At 72.0% G+C, this 19126-nt stretch carries 20 protein-coding genes; 5 read left to right on the top strand and 15 right to left on the bottom strand.

What is annotated here, in order from left to right:
• The first annotated feature begins 138 nt into the window (after window positions 1–138).
• Complete coding sequence (locus ACMCNO_RS15920; protein WP_412750217.1) at window positions 139–1236, top strand: DUF3866 family protein; 1098 nt, start codon at window positions 139–141, stop codon at window positions 1234–1236.
• A gap of 32 nt (window positions 1237–1268) precedes the next feature.
• Here ACMCNO_RS15920 and ACMCNO_RS15915 read toward each other — a convergent pair whose 3' ends face one another.
• Window positions 1269–1511, bottom strand: coding sequence for a hypothetical protein (locus tag ACMCNO_RS15915; protein WP_412750216.1), 243 nt, complete (start codon window positions 1509–1511; stop codon window positions 1269–1271).
• Between the two features lie 26 nt (window positions 1512–1537).
• Entirely contained in the window at window positions 1538–2896 is a 1359-nt protein-coding gene (gene pafA, locus ACMCNO_RS15910) for a Pup--protein ligase (protein WP_412750215.1), read from the bottom strand.
• 150 nt (window positions 2897–3046) lie between these two features.
• Between pafA and rfbB the strand changes: the two genes are divergently transcribed.
• Window positions 3047–4021, top strand: a complete 975-nt coding sequence (gene rfbB, locus ACMCNO_RS15905) for a dTDP-glucose 4,6-dehydratase (RefSeq protein ID WP_412750214.1) — start codon at window positions 3047–3049, stop codon at window positions 4019–4021.
• Window positions 4022–4224: 203 nt separating this feature from the next.
• Here the strand turns inward: rfbB and prcA are convergent, their stop codons facing one another.
• From prcA to arc, 7 genes are all read right to left on the bottom strand, one after another.
• Window positions 4225–5049: a proteasome subunit alpha gene (gene prcA, locus ACMCNO_RS15900; protein WP_412750213.1), complete on the bottom strand. Its 825-nt coding sequence runs from the start codon at window positions 5047–5049 to the stop codon at window positions 4225–4227.
• Between the two features lie 56 nt (window positions 5050–5105).
• Entirely contained in the window at window positions 5106–5945 is an 840-nt protein-coding gene (gene prcB / locus ACMCNO_RS15895; protein ID WP_412750212.1) for a proteasome subunit beta, read from the bottom strand.
• The gene (locus tag ACMCNO_RS15890) at window positions 5864–6127 is read right to left on the bottom strand and encodes an endonuclease VII domain-containing protein (protein ID WP_412753713.1); all 264 of its coding nucleotides are present in this window, start codon (window positions 6125–6127) and stop codon (window positions 5864–5866) included. The genes prcB and ACMCNO_RS15890 overlap by 82 nt, the downstream gene beginning before the upstream one ends.
• Window positions 6128–6205: 78 nt before the next feature.
• The gene (locus ACMCNO_RS15885; RefSeq protein ID WP_412735697.1) at window positions 6206–6421 is read right to left on the bottom strand and encodes a ubiquitin-like protein Pup; all 216 of its coding nucleotides are present in this window, start codon (window positions 6419–6421) and stop codon (window positions 6206–6208) included.
• A 170-nt stretch (window positions 6422–6591) separates the two neighbouring features.
• On the bottom strand, window positions 6592–8109 hold the full coding sequence (gene dop, locus ACMCNO_RS15880; RefSeq protein ID WP_412750211.1) for a depupylase/deamidase Dop: 1518 nt from the start codon (window positions 8107–8109) through the stop codon (window positions 6592–6594).
• Between the two features lie 47 nt (window positions 8110–8156).
• A complete protein-coding gene (locus ACMCNO_RS15875) occupies window positions 8157–9569 on the bottom strand; it encodes an acyltransferase family protein (protein ID WP_412750210.1) in 1413 nt (470 codons plus the stop codon).
• 66 nt (window positions 9570–9635) lie between these two features.
• Window positions 9636–11417: a proteasome ATPase gene (gene arc, locus ACMCNO_RS15870; RefSeq protein ID WP_412750209.1), complete on the bottom strand. Its 1782-nt coding sequence runs from the start codon at window positions 11415–11417 to the stop codon at window positions 9636–9638.
• A 175-nt stretch (window positions 11418–11592) separates the two neighbouring features.
• Here arc and ACMCNO_RS15865 point away from each other — a divergent pair, with 175 nt between their 5' ends.
• Window positions 11593–11886: a ferredoxin gene (locus ACMCNO_RS15865; RefSeq protein WP_412750208.1), complete on the top strand. Its 294-nt coding sequence runs from the start codon at window positions 11593–11595 to the stop codon at window positions 11884–11886.
• A gap of 175 nt (window positions 11887–12061) precedes the next feature.
• Here the strand turns inward: ACMCNO_RS15865 and ACMCNO_RS15860 are convergent, their stop codons facing one another.
• The 3 genes from ACMCNO_RS15860 to ACMCNO_RS15850 form a co-directional block, all read right to left on the bottom strand.
• Window positions 12062–12649: a hypothetical protein gene (locus ACMCNO_RS15860; RefSeq protein ID WP_412750207.1), complete on the bottom strand. Its 588-nt coding sequence runs from the start codon at window positions 12647–12649 to the stop codon at window positions 12062–12064.
• A gap of 93 nt (window positions 12650–12742) precedes the next feature.
• Window positions 12743–13711 carry a tRNA (adenine-N1)-methyltransferase gene (locus ACMCNO_RS15855; RefSeq protein ID WP_412750206.1) on the bottom strand — a complete coding sequence of 323 codons (969 nt, stop codon included), beginning with the start codon at window positions 13709–13711 and terminating at the stop codon, window positions 12743–12745.
• A 61-nt stretch (window positions 13712–13772) separates the two neighbouring features.
• Entirely contained in the window at window positions 13773–14936 is a 1164-nt protein-coding gene (locus ACMCNO_RS15850; protein WP_412750205.1) for a site-2 protease family protein, read from the bottom strand.
• Window positions 14937–15011: 75 nt separating this feature from the next.
• Here ACMCNO_RS15850 and ACMCNO_RS15845 point away from each other — a divergent pair, with 75 nt between their 5' ends.
• Window positions 15012–16067, top strand: coding sequence for a RecB family exonuclease (locus ACMCNO_RS15845; protein ID WP_412750204.1), 1056 nt, complete (start codon window positions 15012–15014; stop codon window positions 16065–16067).
• Window positions 16064–16759 (top strand): response regulator, encoded by a 696-nt coding sequence (locus tag ACMCNO_RS15840; protein ID WP_412750203.1) that lies wholly within the window; start codon window positions 16064–16066, stop codon window positions 16757–16759. Before ACMCNO_RS15845 ends, ACMCNO_RS15840 begins: the two co-directional genes overlap by 4 nt.
• 190 nt (window positions 16760–16949) lie before the next feature.
• On the opposite strand, the gene ACMCNO_RS15835 is transcribed toward ACMCNO_RS15840, so the two are convergent.
• The 3 genes from ACMCNO_RS15835 to ACMCNO_RS15825 form a co-directional block, all read right to left on the bottom strand.
• On the bottom strand, window positions 16950–17771 hold the full coding sequence (locus ACMCNO_RS15835) for a DUF4097 family beta strand repeat-containing protein (protein ID WP_412750202.1): 822 nt from the start codon (window positions 17769–17771) through the stop codon (window positions 16950–16952).
• A 31-nt stretch (window positions 17772–17802) separates the two neighbouring features.
• Window positions 17803–18327: a hypothetical protein gene (locus ACMCNO_RS15830; protein WP_412750201.1), complete on the bottom strand. Its 525-nt coding sequence runs from the start codon at window positions 18325–18327 to the stop codon at window positions 17803–17805.
• 61 nt (window positions 18328–18388) lie between these two features.
• Window positions 18389–19036 carry an HAD family hydrolase gene (locus ACMCNO_RS15825; RefSeq protein ID WP_412750200.1) on the bottom strand — a complete coding sequence of 216 codons (648 nt, stop codon included), beginning with the start codon at window positions 19034–19036 and terminating at the stop codon, window positions 18389–18391.
• Between the last annotated feature and the right edge of the window lie 90 nt (window positions 19037–19126).

Genomic DNA, 19126 nt, shown 5'->3' with positions numbered 1-19126 from the left:
CGGCCGCTGTCCCGGCACCCCGCACCGGCCGCCCGGCGCCGACGACGAGCGCTGGTGCCTGCCCGTATGGGGGCCTGACGCGTGGCGGCGCCGGGCGCCGCCACGGCGAGGGCCCCGCCGACCGATAGGTTGGCCGCCATGGTGCGGTGGCGGTCCGGAACGGTGACGAGGGTACGGCGGCGCTGGCGGGGCGCGGTCGAGCTGGACGTACGGACCCCGGACGGCGAACTGCGCGCGCTGGCGTACCCGCAGCTCACCGGCGACCCGGAGGCGGGCGACCGGGTGCTGCTCAACGTGGGCGCCCTGGTCATGGGGCTGGGCACCGGCGGGTACGCCCTGGTGGTGGCGCTGCCCGACCGGCTCCCGGCCGACCCGGCCGCGGACGGCAGCACCCGCGACGCCGGCCACCTGGTCAAGGCCCGGTACACCCCGCTGCAGCCGATCCTGCTCGGCGTCGACGAGGAGGCATCTCCGTACCGTGCCGCCATGGCCGCGGCAGAGGGCCTCGACGGCTTGCCGGTGGTCACGGCCGACCTGCATTCCGCGCTGCCCGCGATCCTGGCCGGGGTGCACGCCGAGCGACCCGACGCCCGGGTGGCGTACGTGATGACCGACGGCGGCGCCCTGCCCGCCTGGTTCTCGCGCACCCTGGACGGGCTGCGCGGGCACCTCGTGGGCACGGTGACGACCGGTCAGGCGTTCGGCGGCGACCTGGAAGCCGGCACCGTCCACACCGGGCTGCTGGCGGCGCGGCACGTGCTGAAGGCCGACGTCGCGGTGGTGACACAGGGACCGGGCAACCTCGGCACCGGCACAACCTGGGGCTTCTCCGGGGTGGCGGTGGGCGAGGCGGTCAACGCCGTGGCGGCGCTGGGCGGGCGGCCAGTGGGCTCACTGCGGGTCTCGGCCGGGGACGCCAGGGCCCGGCACCACGGCCTCTCCCACCACAGCCTCACCGCGTACGGGCGGGTGGCGCTGGCCCGCGCCGACCTCGTGCTGCCTACCGAGCTGCCCGCCGGGCTCGACACCGACGTGGCCGCCGCGGTGGCGCCGCTGACCGTACGGCACCGCCTGATCCGGGTGCCGGTGGCCGGCCTGGACGAGGCGCTGCGGGCCAGCCCGGTGACCCTGTCCACGATGGGCCGCGGCCTGGACGCCGACCACGCCTACTTCCTGACCGCTGCCGCGGCGGGCCGCCACGCCGCCACCCTGCTGGCCGCCGCCACCTCGGCCTGATCCGCAGGCGTGCCGAAGGGTGGCGATCAGATTCAGCGGGTGACGATCAGATAGAGCCAGCCGAGCAGGAGCAGGCCCAGCAGCGTGGCCAGCACCCAGGTGGGGATGCGGTGACCGCCCTCGCGGTTGCGCTGGATCTCGGCGCGGATCTTCTCGCGGCGCCGCTGCACGCGACTCCACAGCACGTCCTCGGCCGTACGCTCCGGGCGCTGGCCCGGCGCACCCCCCTCGGATGGCCGGTCGGGTGGCTGCTGGTCGGGCGGGCGCGTGGACATGGCCCGACCAGCGTATCCGTCCGCGCTCACATGCTGGCGATGAGCCGTTCCACCCGCTCGTCGTACGCCCGGAACGGGTCCTTGCACAGCACGGTGCGCTGGGCCTGGTCGTTCAGCTTCAGGTGCACCCAGTCGACCGTGAAGTCGCGCCGCTTCTCCTGGGCGTGCCGGATGAACTCGCCGCGCAGCCGCGCCCGGGTGGTCTGCGGCGGCGTCTCCTTCGCCTCGAAGATCTGCAGGTCGTTGGAGACCCGGTCGATCTGCCCGCGCTTCTCCATGAGGGCGTACAGGCCGCGGCCGCGACGCACGTCGTGGTACGCGAGGTCGAGCTGAGCGATCCGCGGGTGCGACATCTGGATCTGGTGCTTGGCCTGGTACCGCTCGATGAGCTTGAGCTTGCTCACCCAGTCGATCTCGCGGGCGACCGGGGTGAGGTCCCCGCTCTCGATCGCGTTGAGCACCCGGCCCCACAGCTCGACGACGCGCTTGGCGACCTGGTCGCCCCCGCGCCGCTCGACGAACTCCGTGGCCTTGGCCAGGTACTCCTGCTGGATCTCCAGGGCGCTGACCTCTTTGTTGTTGGCCAGACGGATCTTGCGGCGACCGCTGATGTCGTGGCTGACCTCGCGGATGGCCCGGATCGGGTTCTCCAGCGTCAGGTCCCGCATCACCACCCCGGCCTCGATCATGCGCAGCACGATGTCCGCGCTGCCGACCTTCAGCAGCGTCGTGACCTCGTTCATGTTGGAGTCGCCGACGATGACGTGCAGGCGGCGGTAGCGCTCCGCGTCGGCGTGCGGCTCGTCGCGGGTGTTGATGATCGGGCGGCTGCGGGTGGTAGCGCTGGAGACCCCCTCCCAGATGTGCTCGGCGCGCTGGGACAGGCAGAACACCGCGCCGCGCGGGGTCTGCAGCACCTTGCCGGCGCCGCAGATCAGCTGGCGGGTGACGAGGAACGGGATGAGGACGTCGGCGAGGCGGCCGAACTCGCCGTGCCGGCTGACGAGGTAGTTCTCGTGGCAGCCGTACGAGTTGCCGGCCGAGTCGGTGTTGTTCTTGAACAGGTAGATCTCGCCCGCGATCCCCTCGTCGTGCAGGCGCTTCTCGGCATCGACCAGCAGGCCCTCGAGGATCCGCTCGCCCGCCCGGTCGTGCGCGACCAGGTCGGTCACGGAGTCGCACTCGGGGGTGGCGTACTCGGGGTGGGATCCGACGTCGAGGTAGAGGCGGGCACCGTTGCGCAGGAAGACGTTGCTGGAGCGCCCCCAGGACACCACGCGGCGGAACAGGTAGCGGGCCACCTCGTCCGGAGAGAGCCGCCGCTGACCCCGGTAGGTGCACGTGACGCCGTACTCGGTCTCGAGGCCGAAGATTCGCCGTTCCATGACGAAACACTAGCCGCCCAAGGGGCATCAGCGGCAGTCACAAACCACCTCGACGCTCACAGATCCCTGAAATCACCATCACGCAGCGTGGCCTACTGGTCGCCATCTACCGCCCCCGCCGCAGCTCCCGGCGGATAAACTGCCGCTTTGATGAACCTTCTGGTGACCGGCGGTGCCGGATTCATCGGCTCCCACTTCGCGCGGTCGGTGCTCACCGACGCGCTGGAGGGCCTGGCCGGGGCCCGGGTCACGGTGCTCGACAAGCTCACGTACGCGGGCAACTTCGACAACCTCGGCCCGGTCGCGCAGAGCCGGCGGCTGGATTTCGTGCCGGGCGACATCTGCGACGCCGCGCTGGTGGATTTTGTGCTCCGGGGCCACGACGCGGTCGTGCATTTCGCGGCGGAGTCACACGTCGACCGCTCGATCCTGGCAGCGGCGCCGTTCGCGGTCACGAACGTGGTGGGCACCCAGGTGCTGCTCGACGCGGCGCTGCGCCACGGCACCGGCAAATTCGTGTACGTCTCCACCGACGAGGTGTACGGCTCGATCGACACCGGCACGTGGGACGAGCAGGCCCCGCTGGCGCCGACCTCCCCGTACGCCGCCACCAAGGCGGGCGGGGACCTGCTGGCGCTCGCCTACCACCGCACGTACGGGCTGCCGGTGACGGTGACCCGGTGCGCCAACAACTACGGCCCGTACCAGCATCCGGAGAAGCTCATCCCCCGGTTCGTGACGAACCTGCTGTCCGGCCGCACCGTGCCGCTGTACGGCAGCGGCCTGCAGGTCCGCGACTGGATCCATGTCGACGACCACTGCCGGGCCACGGCGCTGGTGCTGCTGCGGGGCAGACCCGGCGAGGTGTACCACGTCGGCGGTAGCGCCGAGCTGTCCAACCGGGAGCTGACGGACATGCTGTTGCGCGAGTGCGGCGCGGACGAGAAGTCGATCGTGACGGTGGCCGACCGCATGGGCCACGACCACCGGTACGCCCTCGACGACAGCAAGATCCGCCGGGAGCTGGGTTACCGCCCGCGCGTCGGCTTCGCCCAGGGCCTGCCCACCACCGTCCGCTGGTACCGCGACAACGAGCGATGGTGGGCCCCGTTGGTCATCGACTGAGGCGCGACCGCGTCGCCGCACCGCAGCAGAGCCGCGAGTCTGCCGCGACAGCCGCGAGTCCGCCCACCGCGGTCTCCGCCGCCGCGACAGCCGCGAGTCCGCCCACCGCGGTCTCCGCCGCCGCGACAGCCGCGAGTCCGCCCACCGCGGTCTCCGCCGCCGCGGCAGCCGCTAGTCCGCCGCCGCGGTCTCCACCGCCGTCGTCAGCTGTCGCTGTCGGCGGTGCCCTCCAGATCCTCGGAGGCGGCCGACACCGTGGGCTTGGCCTCGGCGGGCGCGGGCGGCACGGCGTCCCCGGTCGGGTTCTCCTTCTCCGGCTCGGGCAGGTCCTTGCCGCCCTCGAGCAGGGTCGTCAGTGCCGCCGGGGCGATGCGCCGGAAGGCGCGGCCCTTGCGGCTTCGGTCCAGCAACGCCACCTCCAGCTGGGAGGGGCCCAGCTCCCGGGCGGCGCCGTTCTCGCCGCCGACGCTGCCGAGCGCCTCGACCGCGAGCTTGAGCGCGGCGCCCAGGTCCGCGGCGACGTTGTGACGCTCCTTCAGCACATTCGAGATCGCCTCGGCCTGCCCGCCCATAGCCATGAAGCCGGGCTCGTCCATGACCGAGCCGTCATAGGTGATGCGGTACAGCTCGTCGTCCTGCGCCGTGGCGCCGACCTGGGCCACGCAGATCTCCACCTCGTACGGCTTCTGCGTCTCGGAGAAGATGGCGCCCAGCGTCTGGGTGTAGGCGTTGGCGAGCCCCCGGCCGGTGACGTCGCGGCGGTCGTAGCTGAACCCGTTGAGGTCAGCCATCCGCACGCCGGCACGGCGCAGGTTCTCGAACTCGTTGTAGCGGCCCACGGCCGCGAAGCCGATCTTGTCGTAAATCTCGCTGATCTTGCGCAGCGAGGTGAGGTTCTCGGCGACCAGCAGGATGCCGCCCTCGTAGCTGAGGACGACCGCGGAGCGGCCGCGCGCGATGCCCTTGCGGGCGTACTCCGAGCGGTCGCGCTGGACCTGCTCGGGCGAGGCGTAGAACTGCATTGCCACGGGTGGCTACTCCTTCGATGACCGGATGGCAGGGGTCGTGCGAACAGCGCCGACGCTCAGCCGCCCGGATTCTCCATCCGCCCGGCGACCACGTCCTCGGCCACCGAGGTGATCTCCGATTCGGCGAGGCGGTGGGTGCCCTCCGCCGTGGCGGTCATGACCACCGGGTAGATCTTGCGGGTCAGATCCGGGCCGCCGGTGGCGGTGTCGTCGTCCGCCGCGTCGTACAGCGCCTCGACTGCCAGCCGGATCGCCTCCGCGGTGGTGACGCCCGGCCGGTACCGCTTCTTCAGCGCCGCCTTGGCGAACAGCGAGCCCGAGCCGATCGCCTCGAAGCCGGTTTCCTCGTAGAGGCCGCCTGCCACGTCGAAGCTGAAGATGCGCCCCGCCTTGGCCGGGTCGGCCGGCGTCAGGTCGAACCCGGCGAACAGCGGCACGACCGCGAGGCCCTGCATGGCCGCGCCGAGATTGCCGCGGACCATGGAGGCCAGCCGGTTGGCCTTTCCGTCGAGGGACAGCATCGCGCCCTCGATCTTTTCGTAGTGCTCCAGCTCCACCTGGAACAGCCGCATCAGCTCGATGCCGACACCGGCGGTCCCCGCGATGCCGATCAACGAATACGCGTCCGCGGGGTGCACCTTCTCGATATCCCGGCTGGCGATGAGGTTGCCCATGGTGGCGCGCCGGTCCCCGGCCATCACGACACCGTCGGCGGTCGCGATGGCCACGATCGTGGTGCCGTGCGGCGCCAGTTCGGCGGCCATGCCGGGCGGCAGCGGCCGCCGACCCGGCAGCAGTTCGGGCGCCGCGTAACTCAGGAACTGCGTGAAGGAGGACGTCCCCGCATTGGTGAACACATCTGGAAGACGCCCGGATGGATCAAAACCCGATGCCACGTGGTTCCCTTCAGATACGTGATCGCTTCGGCCAGCAGCTCCGGGCTGTCCCGAAACCGCCCGAGGCCGCCAAAGCAGTCCAAGCACAATATCCCGCGCACCCATCCGGTGCGACGGTCGTGATCAAGGTGTTGGGGGTCGGGCGCCCGGCAGATGGCGCACCGACCCTCCTGGGCCAACATCAACTCGTCGAACTCGACCGAGCTCTCTCCGTCGCGGTCGTCCAGCCCCCGTGGCATGTCCGATTCGCTCCCTAAGTGCTACTCGCCGCCCTTTTGTACATATCCGCGGACGAACTCCTCCGCGTTCTCCTCCAGGACCGAGTCGATCTCGTCGAGCAGGTCGTCCACATCCTCGGTGATCTCGGCGTGCCGTTCGGCGACCTCCGGGTTGGCCTCTGTGGTGACGTCCTCGATCTCCTCGTCGCGGCGGCCCTTGCCGGACTGCGACTGGCCGCCGGTGTCTCGGGTTGCCATCTGAGTCCCCCTTCATCGCCTTCGTTGCCCGACATCGCCCAGCCGAGCGTCCCCGGGTGCAAAGCCCCCACCCGCGGGGCCCGGCCGCACCATCGGGTTGGGAAAAACCTACCTCGCGGGTACGACGAAAACCCCTGTCGCACCGGGTGTTTCTCTCCCCGCCTGTCCGTTCAGCGACTCGTGATGACCTCGAGCAGGTCCTTCGCGCTCTCGCAGCGGTCGAACAACGCCCCCACATGCTTGCGGGTGCCCCGCTCGGGCTCCATCATCGGGACCCGCACCAGCGATTCCCGGCCGACGTCGAAGATGACCGAGTCCCAACTGGCCGCGACCACTTCGGACGCATACTGTGCCAGGCAGCGGCCGCGGAAGTAGGCCCGGGTGTCCTCCGGCGGCTCCACCATGGCGCTGCGGGTCTCCGCCTCGTCCAGCAGCGTCTTCATCGAGCCACGGGCCACCAGCCGGTGATACAACCCCTTCTCCGGACGCACGTCGGAGTACTGCAGGTCGACCAGCTGCAGCTTCGGCGAGGACCAGCCCAGGTTCTCCCGCTCACGGTAGCCCTCCAGCAGCCGCAGCTTGGCCACCCAGTCCAACTCGTCCGAGCACAGCATCGGGTCGCGGCCCAGCTTGTCCAGCACCGTCTCCCACCGGCGCAGCACGTCCGCGGTCTGCTCGTCCACATCGTCGCCGTAGCGGTCGTCCACGAACAGCCGGGCCCGCTCGAAGTACGCCCATTGCAGGTCCAGCGCGGTCAGCCGGCGCCCGTCGCGCAGCCGCACCAGGTGCTTGAGGCTGGGGTCGTGGCTGACCGCCTTCAGCTCGGAGACCGGGTCCGCGATGCCCAGCTCACCGGTGAAGATCTTCGCCTCGATCATGCTCAGCACCAGGGCCGTGGTGCCCACCTTCAGGTACGTGGCGATCTCCGACAGGTTCGCGTCACCGATGATGACGTGCAGCCGCCGGTACTTGTCGGCGTCGGCATGCGGCTCGTCGCGGGTGTTGATGATCGGCCGCTTCAGCGTCGTCTCCAGGCCCACCTCGACCTCGAAGAAGTCCGCCCGCGAGGAGATCTGAAAACCGGCCCCGGTGCCGTCCTGACCGATGCCGACCCGCCCGGCGCCACAGAACACCTGCCGGGTCACGAAGAACGGCGTCAGATGCGCGACGATGTCCGCGAACGGGGTCTGCCGGCGCATCAGGTAGTTCTCGTGCGAGCCGTAGCTGGCACCCTTGTTGTCGGTGTTGTTCTTGTACAGCTGGATCCGGTGTGCCCCGGGAATCGTCGCCGCCCGGCGCGACGCCTCGGCCATCACCCGCTCGCCCGCCTTGTCCCAGCGCACCACGTCCATCGGGTTGGTGCACTCCGGCGTGCTGTACTCCGGGTGGGCGTGGTCGACATACAGCCGCGCCCCATTGGTCAGTATCACGTTCGCGAGGCCCAGGTCCTCGTCCGCCAGCGCGTCCGCCGGATCGTAGGCCGCACCCGAGTAGGTGAAGCCGCGGGCGTCCCGCAGCGGCGACTCCTCCTCGTAGTCCCAGCGCGCACGGCCGCCCCGGTTGAGTTCCGGCCGCGCCCCGTACGCGTTCACCACCTGCGATGAGGTGACCATCGGATTGGCCCCGGGCTGGCCTGGCACGGAGATTCCGTACTCGACCTCGGTGCCCATGATCCGTCGAACGCTCATGCCGTCACTCCGCCCGCCACGTCGATCCCCGAGCCCATGTATCGAGCCTAGACGCTTCGCCGGGTCTCTTGTCGTCTGCGGGTACGCGGCGCGGCACGCTCGGTGGTGATCGGCACGCTCCGTGCGGGACCCGGCGCCCCCTCCAAGGCCCGTAACAGCCGCCGCCCGAGCGCCTGACCGGGCCGCTCGACCAGGCGTTGCGACACCGCAGCCACCCCCAGGGCCAGCAGCAGGAACGCGCCCCCCGCGACGACTCGCAGCGGCGCCGGACGGGAGGCCAGATCCGGCATGAGCCGGGTCACCTGACCGAGCACCACGACGTGGAGGAGATACAGCGAGTAGCTGATCGTGCCCAGCCAAGCGAGGATTCTCGGCACGGCGCGCCGCCGCATCGCGTACGCCACCGCGAACGTGGCCGCCACCGCCGCCACCGTGGTCAGCCAGACCAGGTGTGCGGTGCGCCCGGGCAGATGGGCCCAGTGCGCCGCCACGGTGCCGCCCCCGACGGCGGCCAGCGCCAACGCGGCCGGCCACCGCCCCAGCTGCCCGTGCTGGGCCCGGAAGACCACCGTGCCGGAGAACATGACCGCCAGCAGCAGCAGGCCCTGCCAGGACGCGACGACGGTGCTGTCGGCGGTGGGGTGGCCGTCGATCGCGGGCAGGATCAGGAAGGCGATCCCGGCCGTCCCCGCGGCCACGGCGAGACGCCGTCGCCCGCTCAGGCCGGCGGCGACGACCGCGGCGACGGCCACCAGCAGCACCGCCGCCGTGACCCGCCGCCCGGCCGGGTCCGCGGCGAACATCCCGTCCGGCAGGCGGGGGCCCGCCACCAGGGCCACGACCGCCAGCCCGGCCGCCCACCAGCCGCTGTGCCGGTGCAGCCGCCACGCGAACAGGCCGGCCACCACCAGGTAGAAGATCATTTCGTACGACAGGGTCCAGAAGACCCGCACCGTCCCGCGCAGGCCCAGCGGGTCGAGCAGCATCGAGGCGTGGGCCAGCACCGCCGTGACCGGATCGGCGCGCAGCGATGCCCGCACGCCCCCCAGCCCCGCAAGCGCCAGGATCCCGGTGACCGCGACCGTGACCAGGTATGCCGGGTACACCCGGAACAGCCGCCCGACCCAGAAACGGCGCAGCGAACCGTGCCGCTCCAGCGACATGGGGATCACGTACCCGCTGACGAGGAAGAACAGCAGCACCCCGTACTTGCCGAGGTCGATGTGGTGGTGGATGCGCAGGTGCCGGCCGGGGCCGAGCACGACGGGGCTGAGGTGGAACCAGACGACCGTGAGCGCGGCGAAGCCGCGCAGCGCGTCGAGCCAGCCGAGCCGGGCCGCCCCACCGGCCGGCCCGGGCGGGTTCTCCGCGCGGGGAGCGGCTGCGCCGGGCGCCGGCCCGGAATCGGTGTCCGGTGCACGGGAACCCGGCAGGCCGGCGGCAGTGGTCCCGGTATTCACACCGGGTGCAACGACGCGGCGCGGGCGGGGCGACGAATCGCCCCTCCCGCGCCGGGTGAGCCGGTGTTACAGGTACTGGCCGGTGTTGCTGACCGTGTCGATCGAGCGGCCGGCCTCGGCGCCCTTGCCGCCGGAGACGAGCGTACGGATGTAGACGATCCGCTCGCCCTTCTTGCCGGAGATCCGGGCCCAGTCGTCCGGGTTGGTGGTGTTGGGCAGGTCCTCGTTCTCGCGGAACTCGTCGACGCACGAGTCCAGCAGGTGCTGCAGGCGCAGCCCCTTCTTGCCGGAGGTGAGGAACTCCTTGATCGCCATCTTCTTGCCGCGGTCGACGATGTTCTGGATCATCGCGCCGGAGTTGAAGTCCTTGAAGTACAGGACCTCCTTGTCACCGTTGGCGTAGGTGACCTCCAGGAAGCGGTTCTCCTCGGACTCCGTGTACATCCGCAGCACGACGGCCTCGATCATCGCGGCGACCGTGACGTCGCGGTCGTTGCCGTGCTCGACCAGGTCGTCGTCGGACAGCGGCAGCCCGGCGAGGATGTACTTGGCGAAGATGTCCTTGGCGGCCTCCGCGTCCGGACGCTCGATCTTGATCTTCACGTCGAGCCGGCCCGGGCGCAGGATCGCCGGGTCGATCATGTCCTCCCGGTTGGAGGCGCCGATGACGATGACGTTCTCCAGGCCCTCCACGCCGTCGATCTCGCTGAGCAGCTGCGGGACGATCGTGTTCTCCACGTCGGAGGAGACGCCGGAGCCACGGGTCCGGAAGATCGAGTCCATCTCGTCGAAGAACACGATGACCGGGGTGCCCTCGCTGGCCTTCTCCCGGGCCCGCTGGAAGACCAGGCGGATGTGCCGCTCGGTCTCACCCACGTATTTGTTGAGCAGCTCCGGGCCCTTGATGTTGAGGAAGTAGCTGGTGTGCTTCTCCTCGCCGCGCCGCTCGGCGATCTTCTTCGCCAGCGAGTTCGCGACCGCCTTGGCGATCAGGGTCTTGCCGCAGCCGGGCGGGCCGTAGAGCAGGATGCCCTTCGGCGGGCGCAGCTGGTGCTCCCGGAACAGGTCCGCGTGCAGGAACGGCAGCTCCACGGCGTCGCGGATCTGCTCGATCTGGGCGTGCAGGCCACCGATGTCGGTGTAGTCGACGTCCGGAACCTCCTCGAGGACCAGCTCCTCGACCTCGCTCTTCGGGATGCGCTCGTAGGCGTACGCCGAGCGCGGCTCGATCATGAGCGAGTCACCCGCGCGCAGCGCAGACACCTGCAGCGACTCGGCCAGGTGGACGATCCGCTCCTCGTCGGCGTGCGAGACGACCAGGGCGCGGTCGGGCAGCTCGCCGCCCGGCGCGGTCAGCACCTCCTTGAGCAGGACGACCTCGCCGACCCGTTCGTAGCCGAAGGCGTCCACGACGTTCAGCGCGTCGTTGAGCAGCACCTCCTGGCCGCGCTTGAGGTCCTCGACCACCAGCGACGGGGACACCGCCACGCGAAGCTTGCGGCCGCCGGTGAACACATCGACGGTGCCGTCCTCGTGGGCGGTGAGGAACACGCCGTAGCCGCTCGGCGGCTGGGCGAGCCGGTCAATCTCTTCCTTGAGAGTGACGATCTGAGCGCGGGCTTCCTTGAGGGTCGCCACGAGCCGGTCGTTGTTCTCGGTCAGTCGGGCCAGCTGCGCCTGCGTCGCCGCGAGCCGCTCTTCGAGCTGCCGGACGTGTCGGGGGCTTTCGGTCAACTTGCGCCGTACCAGAGCGAGTTCCTCCTGCAGGAACGCGACCTGGCTGGAGAGATCGTTGGCTTCCTTCTCCCAACGTGCGGCGCGTGAATCCGCCTCGTCGCTACGTGCCACGTCCCACCTCCCCGGGGGCTCGAACGTCTTGCACATAACACTAGCCGTTGCGGGGCCGTTTTCGACCGGTGCAACACCCTCGTCACTGAACCTTGATCCATTGAGCCGGACTGCTGCGCCACCCGGTCGGAGGTGTCCGGTACGGTCGGGGCGGGAGAACTGTGGGAGGCCCACCATGTCGACACAGACAGACACGGACGAGCTTCAGGTCTGGGTGGATCAAGACCTGTGCACCGGCGACGGCCTGTGCGTGCAGTACGCGCCGGAGGTCTTCGAATTCGACGTCGACGGCCTCGCGTACGTCAAAGACACCACCGGTGAGCTGCTGCAAAGCCCCGGCGTGCGCACGGACGTGCCGGCCGGGCTGCGGCTTGAGGTGATCGACGCAGCCAAGGAGTGCCCCGGCGACTGCATCCACGTGGTGCGCCGCACCGACGACGTGGAGATCGCGGGACCCGACGCGGACTGACCGCCCGCGTCGGCCCCCGGCCGACGTCAATTTGCCGACCGACCGGACCGGTAGGCGTCACCGGACGCCCGAGTGTCGGCCTGCCGACCAGCTCGAAAATCGCCCCGCCGACAGCGCGGAAGGTCGGCCTGCCGACCAGGTCAGCCTGCCTACCGGCTCAAGGCTGCCTACCGGCTCAGAGGGTCGGCCTGCCCACCAGGGAGGCCACCACCCGGGAGAACTCCTCGAGGCGGGCGATCTGTCCCGGGCCGCCGTCGTCGAGGGTCTTGCCGAACCGCAGCGCGTCGTGCCGCAGCGCCGGGCGCCCCTCCTCCTCCAGGCCAGGCGGTGGCACCGCGTCGTCGACTGAGCTGAGCAGCAGATACACGTCGATGCTGTCGACCCGCGCCTGCCCACTGGGGGTCCGGGTGAGCCGCCGGCGGCAGCCCACCTCCGTGACCGTGGACAGCGGCACCACCCGCAGCGACGAGGTCATCGAGCCGACCGGGCCGTCCCCGGGCGCGACATCCTCACCGTGCCACAGCACCAGACGGCTGCCGTCACAGATGACGACCTCCTGCCAGACGCCGTTCACCTCGTTGACGAAACGCTCGAGTGTGAAACACAACACCGAGGCGCCCCGCAGGACCCCGAACAACGCGTCGAGGGCCACCTCCGGGTCGCGCAGATAGGCCCGGGCGGCCGAGTCGAGGTCCTCGTACGGCGACCAGTCCGGGAACACCGCCGGCATGTCGTTGCTGCCGCCGAACGGCGGTGAACTCATCGCGCCCACCCATCCTCCCGCTGGCCCTGCCGCCCGTTGACACCCGGCGATCGCCGGGCCCGCGACGGAACCTACCCGACGCGGGCACCGTGCTCACACCCCGGGATCGGCGTCGATCTCCGCGTGATCCGGGTCGATCTCCGGGCCGGTGGCCGCCGGGGCCTGCCGCGCCGCCCGGCGCAGCGCGTACGCCTCCGCGCCCTTGCTGGGCTTACGCCGCCGCGGCGGCGCGATCACCCCCGGGGCGAGCTTGCGGGCCGACACCAGGAACGCGGTGTGCGCGATCATTCGGTGGTCGGGGCGGACCGCCAGGCCGTCGGCGTGCCAGTCCCGGATCAGCGACTCCCAGGCCCGCGGCTCGGTCCAGCCGCCGCGCTCGCGCAGCGCCTCCACCAGCTCGGACAGCTGCGGGGTGGTCGCCACATACCCGATGAAGACGCCGCCGGGCACCAGGGCGCGTTCGACCATGTCGAGGGCTTCCCACGGGGTCAGCATGTCCAGGATGATCCGGTCGAAACCGGTCTCGGTCGCCTCGGCGACGTCGCCCCGGTGCAGGTGCCAGGCCGGGTGCGGGCCGCCGAAGAACGACTCCACGTTGCGCCGGGCGATCGCCGCGAAGTCGTCCCGCACCTCATACGAGTGCAGCTCGCCCGAACGACCCACCGCCCGCAGCAGCGAGCAGGTCAGCGCGCCCGAGCCGGCGCCGGCCTCCAGCACCTTGGCGCCCGGGAAGACGTCGCCCATCGCGACGATCTGCGCCGCGTCCTTCGGGTAGATCACCTGGGCGCCGCGCGGCATGGACAGCACGTAGTCGGCCAGCAGCGGCCGCAACGCCAGGTACGCCGTGCCGCCCGCAGACGTCACCACGCTGCCCTCGGGCAACCCGATCAGGGCGTCGTGCGCCAGCGCGCCGCGGTGGGTGTGGTACGCCTTGCCGGGTTCGAGCACGACGGTGTGCATCCGTCCCTTGGGATCGGTGAGTTGCACCCGGTCCCCGGGCTGGAACGGCCCACGGTGCACGGGGGCCGGCTCGTCGACGGCGGCGGTGGAGTGGACGGTCACGGCGCTTCTCTCTGGGTCGGGTGCTTCCCGGCCGGTACCGGGCCGGGCATTCCCGGCCGGGTCAGCGCGGGTCGTCGCGCCGCCGGCCGCGGTGCGGCTCCAGCACCTCGGCCAGATCGCCGACGTGCAGGACGCCGAGCACATCCTCGCCTGCGGTCACCAGATAGTGCGCACCCGGGTGGGCCTGCACCGCGCGGACCACCTGTTCACCGCTGAGCTCGACCGGCAGCGCGGGCACACCGGCCAGGCCGCGGGCCACCGCGTCGACTGCCACCCACGGCCGGCGCTGCGCCGGTACCCGGGCCGCCGAGCTGGCGTCGACCACCGCGACCAGGCGTCCGGCGGAGTCCGCGACGGCCAGCGTGTGCGGCCGGGGTGCCTCTCCGGCGCGCCGCTGCGCCTCGGCCAGCGGGGTGCCCGACGGCACCGCGAGCACGGGCCGGGCCAGCTCCTCCAGGTCGACGAGGGGGAAGCGGCTGGTCATCCGCCCCAGCCGGATCGACTGGCCCGCCCCGTGCCCCAGGGTGAACGCGACGAGCAGCACGAAGCCCACCCCGAACAGGGTGAGCAGCCGCAGCTGGTACAGGCTCAGCGCGAAGAGCACCGTGGTCGCGGCGATCACCCGGCCGGCCCAGCCGGCGACGACCGTGGCGCGGTTGCGGTCGCGCAGCAGGGCCCACATCGCGGCGCGCAGCGCCCGGCCGCCGTCCAGTGGCAGGCCGGGCAGCACGTTGAAGACCGTCACGATGAGGTTGCTGGCGGCGAGCTGAAAGGCGATCTGGGCGAGCACCGTACGGTCGGGCAACGCCAGCGCAGCTGCGGTGGACACCGCGCCCAGAACGAGAGACACGGCCGGACCGGCCAGCGACACCAGCGCGTCGACCCGCGGGGTCGGCGCGTCGGATTCCATCTCCGTCCAGCCGCCCAGCAGTTCCAGCGTGATCCGGCGTACGCCGATGCCGTAGCGGCGGGCGGTCAGGGCATGGCCCAGCTCGTGCAACAGCACGGAGCCGAGCAGGCAGAGCACGAAACCGAAGCCGACCAGGTAGCCCAGCGGATCCGGCAGGCCCAGCTCAGTGCGCACGTAGCCGCCGTAGACGAACGTGACGACCAGGGCCAGCAGAGCCATCGAGGGATTGGCGTATACCGGCACGCCGAGGACCCGGCCGAGTCGCCGTCCCCGGCGCGCCGAAGGGCGGCGCGGGCGCGATGCGCTGTCGTCCACGGGACCGATGCTACGGAACGCCCCGCTGCGCACCGAGGCGCCGTTTCGTCGTACCTCTCCCCTAGCCTGTCCCCCATGACGGCACAGACGGCGTCCCCCGCCCCTCCGACCGCCCCGCAGACCACCGCTTCGGGGCGGCTGGACGACGCTTCGGGCCCGGCGGATGCCGCTTCGGCGGCCGGGCCGGCCGATCGGCCCACCGGTCCGTCGCTGTCACCGTCGCGGGCCGCGGATTTCAAGACCTGCCCGTTGTTGTTCCGGTTCCGCACGATCGACCGGCTGCCCGAGCAGCCGTCCGCCGACCAGGTCCGCGGCACGCTGGTGCACGCGGTGCTCGAGCGCCTGTTCGATCTGCCCGCCGCGCAGCGCACCCCCGCCGCGGCGGCCGCCCTGGTCAGCCCCGAGTGGCAGCGCCTGGTGGCGCAGGAGCCCGTGCTGGCCGACCTGTTCACGCCCACCGGGAGCCCGCTGCCCGAGGCGGACCTGCTGGCCGACTTCCTGGCCGGCGCCGGTGCGCTGCTGGACGGCTATTTCGCGGTGGAGGATCCGCAGCGGCTGGAGCCGGCCGAGCGGGAGAGCTTGATCTCCACGCTGGTCGACGACGAACTGCTCATCCGCGGCTACATCGACCGCCTGGACGTCTCCCCGGCGGGCGACCTGCGGGTGGTCGACTACAAGACCGGCGGTGCCCCCCGGGAGGCCTTCGAGGGCCGCGCCCTGTTCCAGCTCAAGTTCTACGCCCTGGTGCTCTGGCGCACCCGCGGCCTGGTGCCCAAGGTGCTGCGCCTGCTTTATCTCAAGGACGCCGAGGTGTGCGACTACCGCCCGGACGCCGAGGAGCTGGAGCGTTTCGAACGCACCCTCGTCGCCCTGTCGCAGGCCATCGAGCGCGCCAAGCGCGACCGCGACTTCCGCCCCAAGCCGAGCAAGCTGTGTGGCTGGTGCCGCCACCAGCAGTTGTGCCCCGAGTTCGGCGGCACCCCACCGCCGTATCCCGAGCCCGACGCCACCGAGACCGCCAGCCCAGCCGACGCCGCAAACCCCACCGATGCCGCCAGCCCTGCCGATGCCGCAAGGGCCGCCGCCGGCAGCGGCGCGGGCGTCGCGACCGGCACGGGGAGTCGTGGGTGACGGCAGGTGGTGTGGCGGCGGGCCGGCCGCCGATCCGCGTGCTGCTGGCGGATGCCGCCCCGATGCAGCGCTCCGGTCTGCGCATGGCCCTGGCCGATCTCGCCGATGTGGACGTCGTCGGCGAGGCCACCGACGGTGCCGAGGCGGTGGAGCTCGCCCGCCGGCTGCTGCCCGATGTCGTGCTGCTGGATGTGCGGCTGCCCCGCCTCGACGGTCTCGCCGCGACCCGGGCCATCGCCGCGGCCGCCGACCCGGCCGTCCGGGTGCTCGTCTTCACCGCCGACTTCAGCGACGAACTGGTACTGGGCGCGCTGGCCGCGGGCGCGGTCGGCTATCTCGGCAAGGACGTGCCGCCGGGCGAGCTGATCGCGGCGATCCGCACGATCGCCGCCGGGGGTGCGGTGGTGGCGCCTCGTCTGCTGGCCCGGCTGCTGCCCCGGCTGGCCGACACCGCACCCGCACCCGCCGCCACGGCTGCGCCCGCACTGGACACGTTGACCGAGCGCGAACGCGAGGTCCTGGTGCACGTCGCGCGCGGCCACACGAATGCGGAGATCGCCCGCGCCCTGCTGGTCAGCGAGACCACGATCAAGACCCACGTCGGGCACATGCTGGGCAAGCTCGGCCTGCGTGACCGGGTCCAGGCGGTCGTCCTCGCGTACGAGTCCGGCCTCGTGACCCGGGGCGCCTGAGGGGCGCCCGGCAAGGCCGTCACCCGGGCGGGAGATGCCGCCCGGGCGGCGGCCGGTGCTCAGGTCGGCGGGGTACGGCCGCGCCGTTGCGGTCTGGCGGCCGGGGCGAACCGCTGCGCGCGATGGGTGGTGAGACGGTTTCGGACGTGGCGGGCGGCCGTCTCGACGCTGGCCCGGTCGTGCGGCAGCATCAGGCGGCCCGCGCGGTGTCGTCGGCGGCCCGGTGCACGTGGATGTCGCCGCTGGCGGTACGGATGCGCAGCTCGAGACCGACCTGCTGGCCGCCCTCGTCGGCCTGTCCCATGGCGAGTTCGCTGGTCGTGGAGCCGGACGCGGTGTTGAGGTCGAGCCAGACGCCGGTGCCGCGGGCCACCCCGATCGTGACGTCGCCGGAGGCCGAGTGGACGTTCGCCTGGCCACGGGTGAGGCAGCCCACCTCGATGTCCCCGGAGGCGGTCTTGGACTGCAGTGAGCCGCCGATGCTGCGGACGGTGAGATCGCCGCTGGCCGTGTTCGCGATGACGTCACCGGTGACGTCACCGACCCGCAGGTCGCCGGAGGCACTGCCGACGTGCAGGCTGCCGCCGACACTGTCCAGCGTGAGGTCGCCGCTGGCGGTCTTGATCTGCGCCGCTCCGGCGACCCGTTCGACGAACGCGTCGCCGGAGGCCAGATCGGCGTGGAGCGCGGCGAGCTCGCCGCGGGCACGCAGGTCGGCGGAGGCGGTCCGGGCGCTCAGCGAGCTGCCGACCGGCACCTGGATCACCAGGTGCACCTTGGCGGAGCGCCGCCACAGCCAACCGGACTCCTCGGCCGGGCGCACGGTCAGCTGGTCGCCGTCGAGGCTGACCCGGAAGCTCTCCGCGGCCTGGCGGGCGGTGGCGCCGTCGTCGTAGCCGGTGACCTGCACTCGGACGGCGTCGCCGGGCGCAGCGGTGATGTCCGCGGCGCCGCGGTGCATCTCCAGCCGGACGTCGAGCGGGCCGTCGTGGGTGAATTCGTACTCGGGCATGGTGGTGCTCCTTCGCGGGGTGGGTGGTGGGTCAGGCCTGGGCGAATCCGGTGATGCGCTTGCCCGGGCGCCCGGGGGGCGCGGGCGGCGGGGGCGGCGCCGGCCACCCGGGCGGCTCGGGCCGGGCCCAGCGCGGCGGACCGCCGGGCTGGGTGGCGGCCGCGGTGACCGCGCGCACCAGCCAGGCGTTGACCGAGATGCCCTCGGCGGCCGCGACCTGCTCGACGTGGTTCTTCAGCGCTTCCGGCATGCGCAGGGTGAGCCGGGCGAGGTCGCCGCCGTCCAGGGAGGGCGGCTCCGGCGCGGGCTCGGTCACGGCCTCGGTGACGACGAGGTCGGCCTGCCGGCCGCGCAGGCGCACCTCGACTCCGGCGCCGTGCAGGCGGGTGGTGATCTCGGCGGCCGCGTCGGACAGCGCCTCCAGCAGCGCCAGCCGGGCGGACGCCTCCAGCGCGTGGCCGAGCAGGTCGGCGGCGCGCTGGGTCTCGGTGCCGCCGGGTGCGGCCGCGGCCGCGAGGTCGGCCCGAAGCGTCTCGAGGTACGGGGTCAGGTCCATGACTCCATACTGACGTCATCGATGACGTCAGTCAAGCGTCATCCTGACGCCTTTGTTGCCGTCAGCCGCGCCCGGGAGGCAGCAGCGCGGCCAGATACGCCGGGTCCACCCCCTCCAGAGACCCACGCAGGTGGACCCCGTCGGTCGGCGGCAGCTCCAGTTCCGCGGGCACCGCCAGCACCGCCGCGCCGGATGCCAGCGCGCTGGCCACCCCGGCCGGCGAGTCCTCGACGGCCACGCACGCCGCGATCGGCACACCCAGCAGCCGGGCGGCCGTCCGGTACGGCTCCGGGTCCGGTTTCGGGCGCGCGACCTCGTCGCCGCAGACCACGACGTCGAAGTTCGCCCGCCCCAGCGTGTCCAGCGCGACCTCGACCAGCCTGCGGCCGGTGGACGTGACCAGGGCCGTGGGCAGGCCCGCCGCCCGTACGGCGCGGAGCAGTTCGAACGCTCCCGGGCGCCACACCAGCCCCTGGGTGAACAGCTCGAAGACCCGGCCGGTCAGCCACGCCACATCGGCGGCCTCGTCGCGGCCGGGCTGGCCGAGGTCGTCGCGCAGCAGCTGCATCGTGCGCGTCATCGTGGTGCCGACCATCGCCTGCCGGGCGGCCCGGGACAGCTCCCCACCGGCCCGCCGGGCCAGCTCGATCAGGGCGACGTCCCAGACCTTCTCACTGTCGACCAGGGTGCCGTCCATGTCGAACAGCACCGCCGCCGGTCGTCGTGCACTCAGGGCGAACCTCCACGTGGGTCAGGGCACGGCAGGACCGCACCGCACGCAGCGAGGGGCCGGGAGGGC

It is taken from the genome of Krasilnikovia sp. M28-CT-15 (assembly GCF_047159595.1).
Lineage (GTDB): Bacteria > Actinomycetota > Actinomycetes > Mycobacteriales > Micromonosporaceae > Actinoplanes.
Note: the sequence above shows the minus strand (reverse complement) of the source record. Positions and strands in the feature narration are given on the sequence as shown.

Bases quoted from the DNA above. Each gene is read 5' to 3' on its own strand.
- ACMCNO_RS15920 (WP_412750217.1), top strand. From the start codon at position 139: ATGGTGCGGTGGCGGTCCGGAACGGTGACGAGGGTACGGCGGCGCTGG.
- ACMCNO_RS15915 (WP_412750216.1), bottom strand. From the start codon at position 1,511: ATGTCCACGCGCCCGCCCGACCAGCAGCCACCCGACCGGCCATCCGAG.
- pafA (WP_412750215.1), bottom strand. From the start codon at position 2,896: ATGGAACGGCGAATCTTCGGCCTCGAGACCGAGTACGGCGTCACGTGC.
- rfbB (WP_412750214.1), top strand. From the start codon at position 3,047: ATGAACCTTCTGGTGACCGGCGGTGCCGGATTCATCGGCTCCCACTTC.
- ACMCNO_RS15890 (WP_412753713.1), bottom strand. From the start codon at position 6,127: ATGTTGGCCCAGGAGGGTCGGTGCGCCATCTGCCGGGCGCCCGACCCC.
- ACMCNO_RS15885 (WP_412735697.1), bottom strand. From the start codon at position 6,421: ATGGCAACCCGAGACACCGGCGGCCAGTCGCAGTCCGGCAAGGGCCGC.
- dop (WP_412750211.1), bottom strand. From the start codon at position 8,109: ATGAGCGTTCGACGGATCATGGGCACCGAGGTCGAGTACGGAATCTCC.
- ACMCNO_RS15865 (WP_412750208.1), top strand. From the start codon at position 11,593: ATGTCGACACAGACAGACACGGACGAGCTTCAGGTCTGGGTGGATCAA.
- ACMCNO_RS15860 (WP_412750207.1), bottom strand. From the start codon at position 12,649: ATGAGTTCACCGCCGTTCGGCGGCAGCAACGACATGCCGGCGGTGTTC.
- ACMCNO_RS15845 (WP_412750204.1), top strand. From the start codon at position 15,012: ATGACGGCACAGACGGCGTCCCCCGCCCCTCCGACCGCCCCGCAGACC.
- ACMCNO_RS15835 (WP_412750202.1), bottom strand. From the start codon at position 17,771: ATGCCCGAGTACGAATTCACCCACGACGGCCCGCTCGACGTCCGGCTG.
- ACMCNO_RS15830 (WP_412750201.1), bottom strand. From the start codon at position 18,327: ATGGACCTGACCCCGTACCTCGAGACGCTTCGGGCCGACCTCGCGGCC.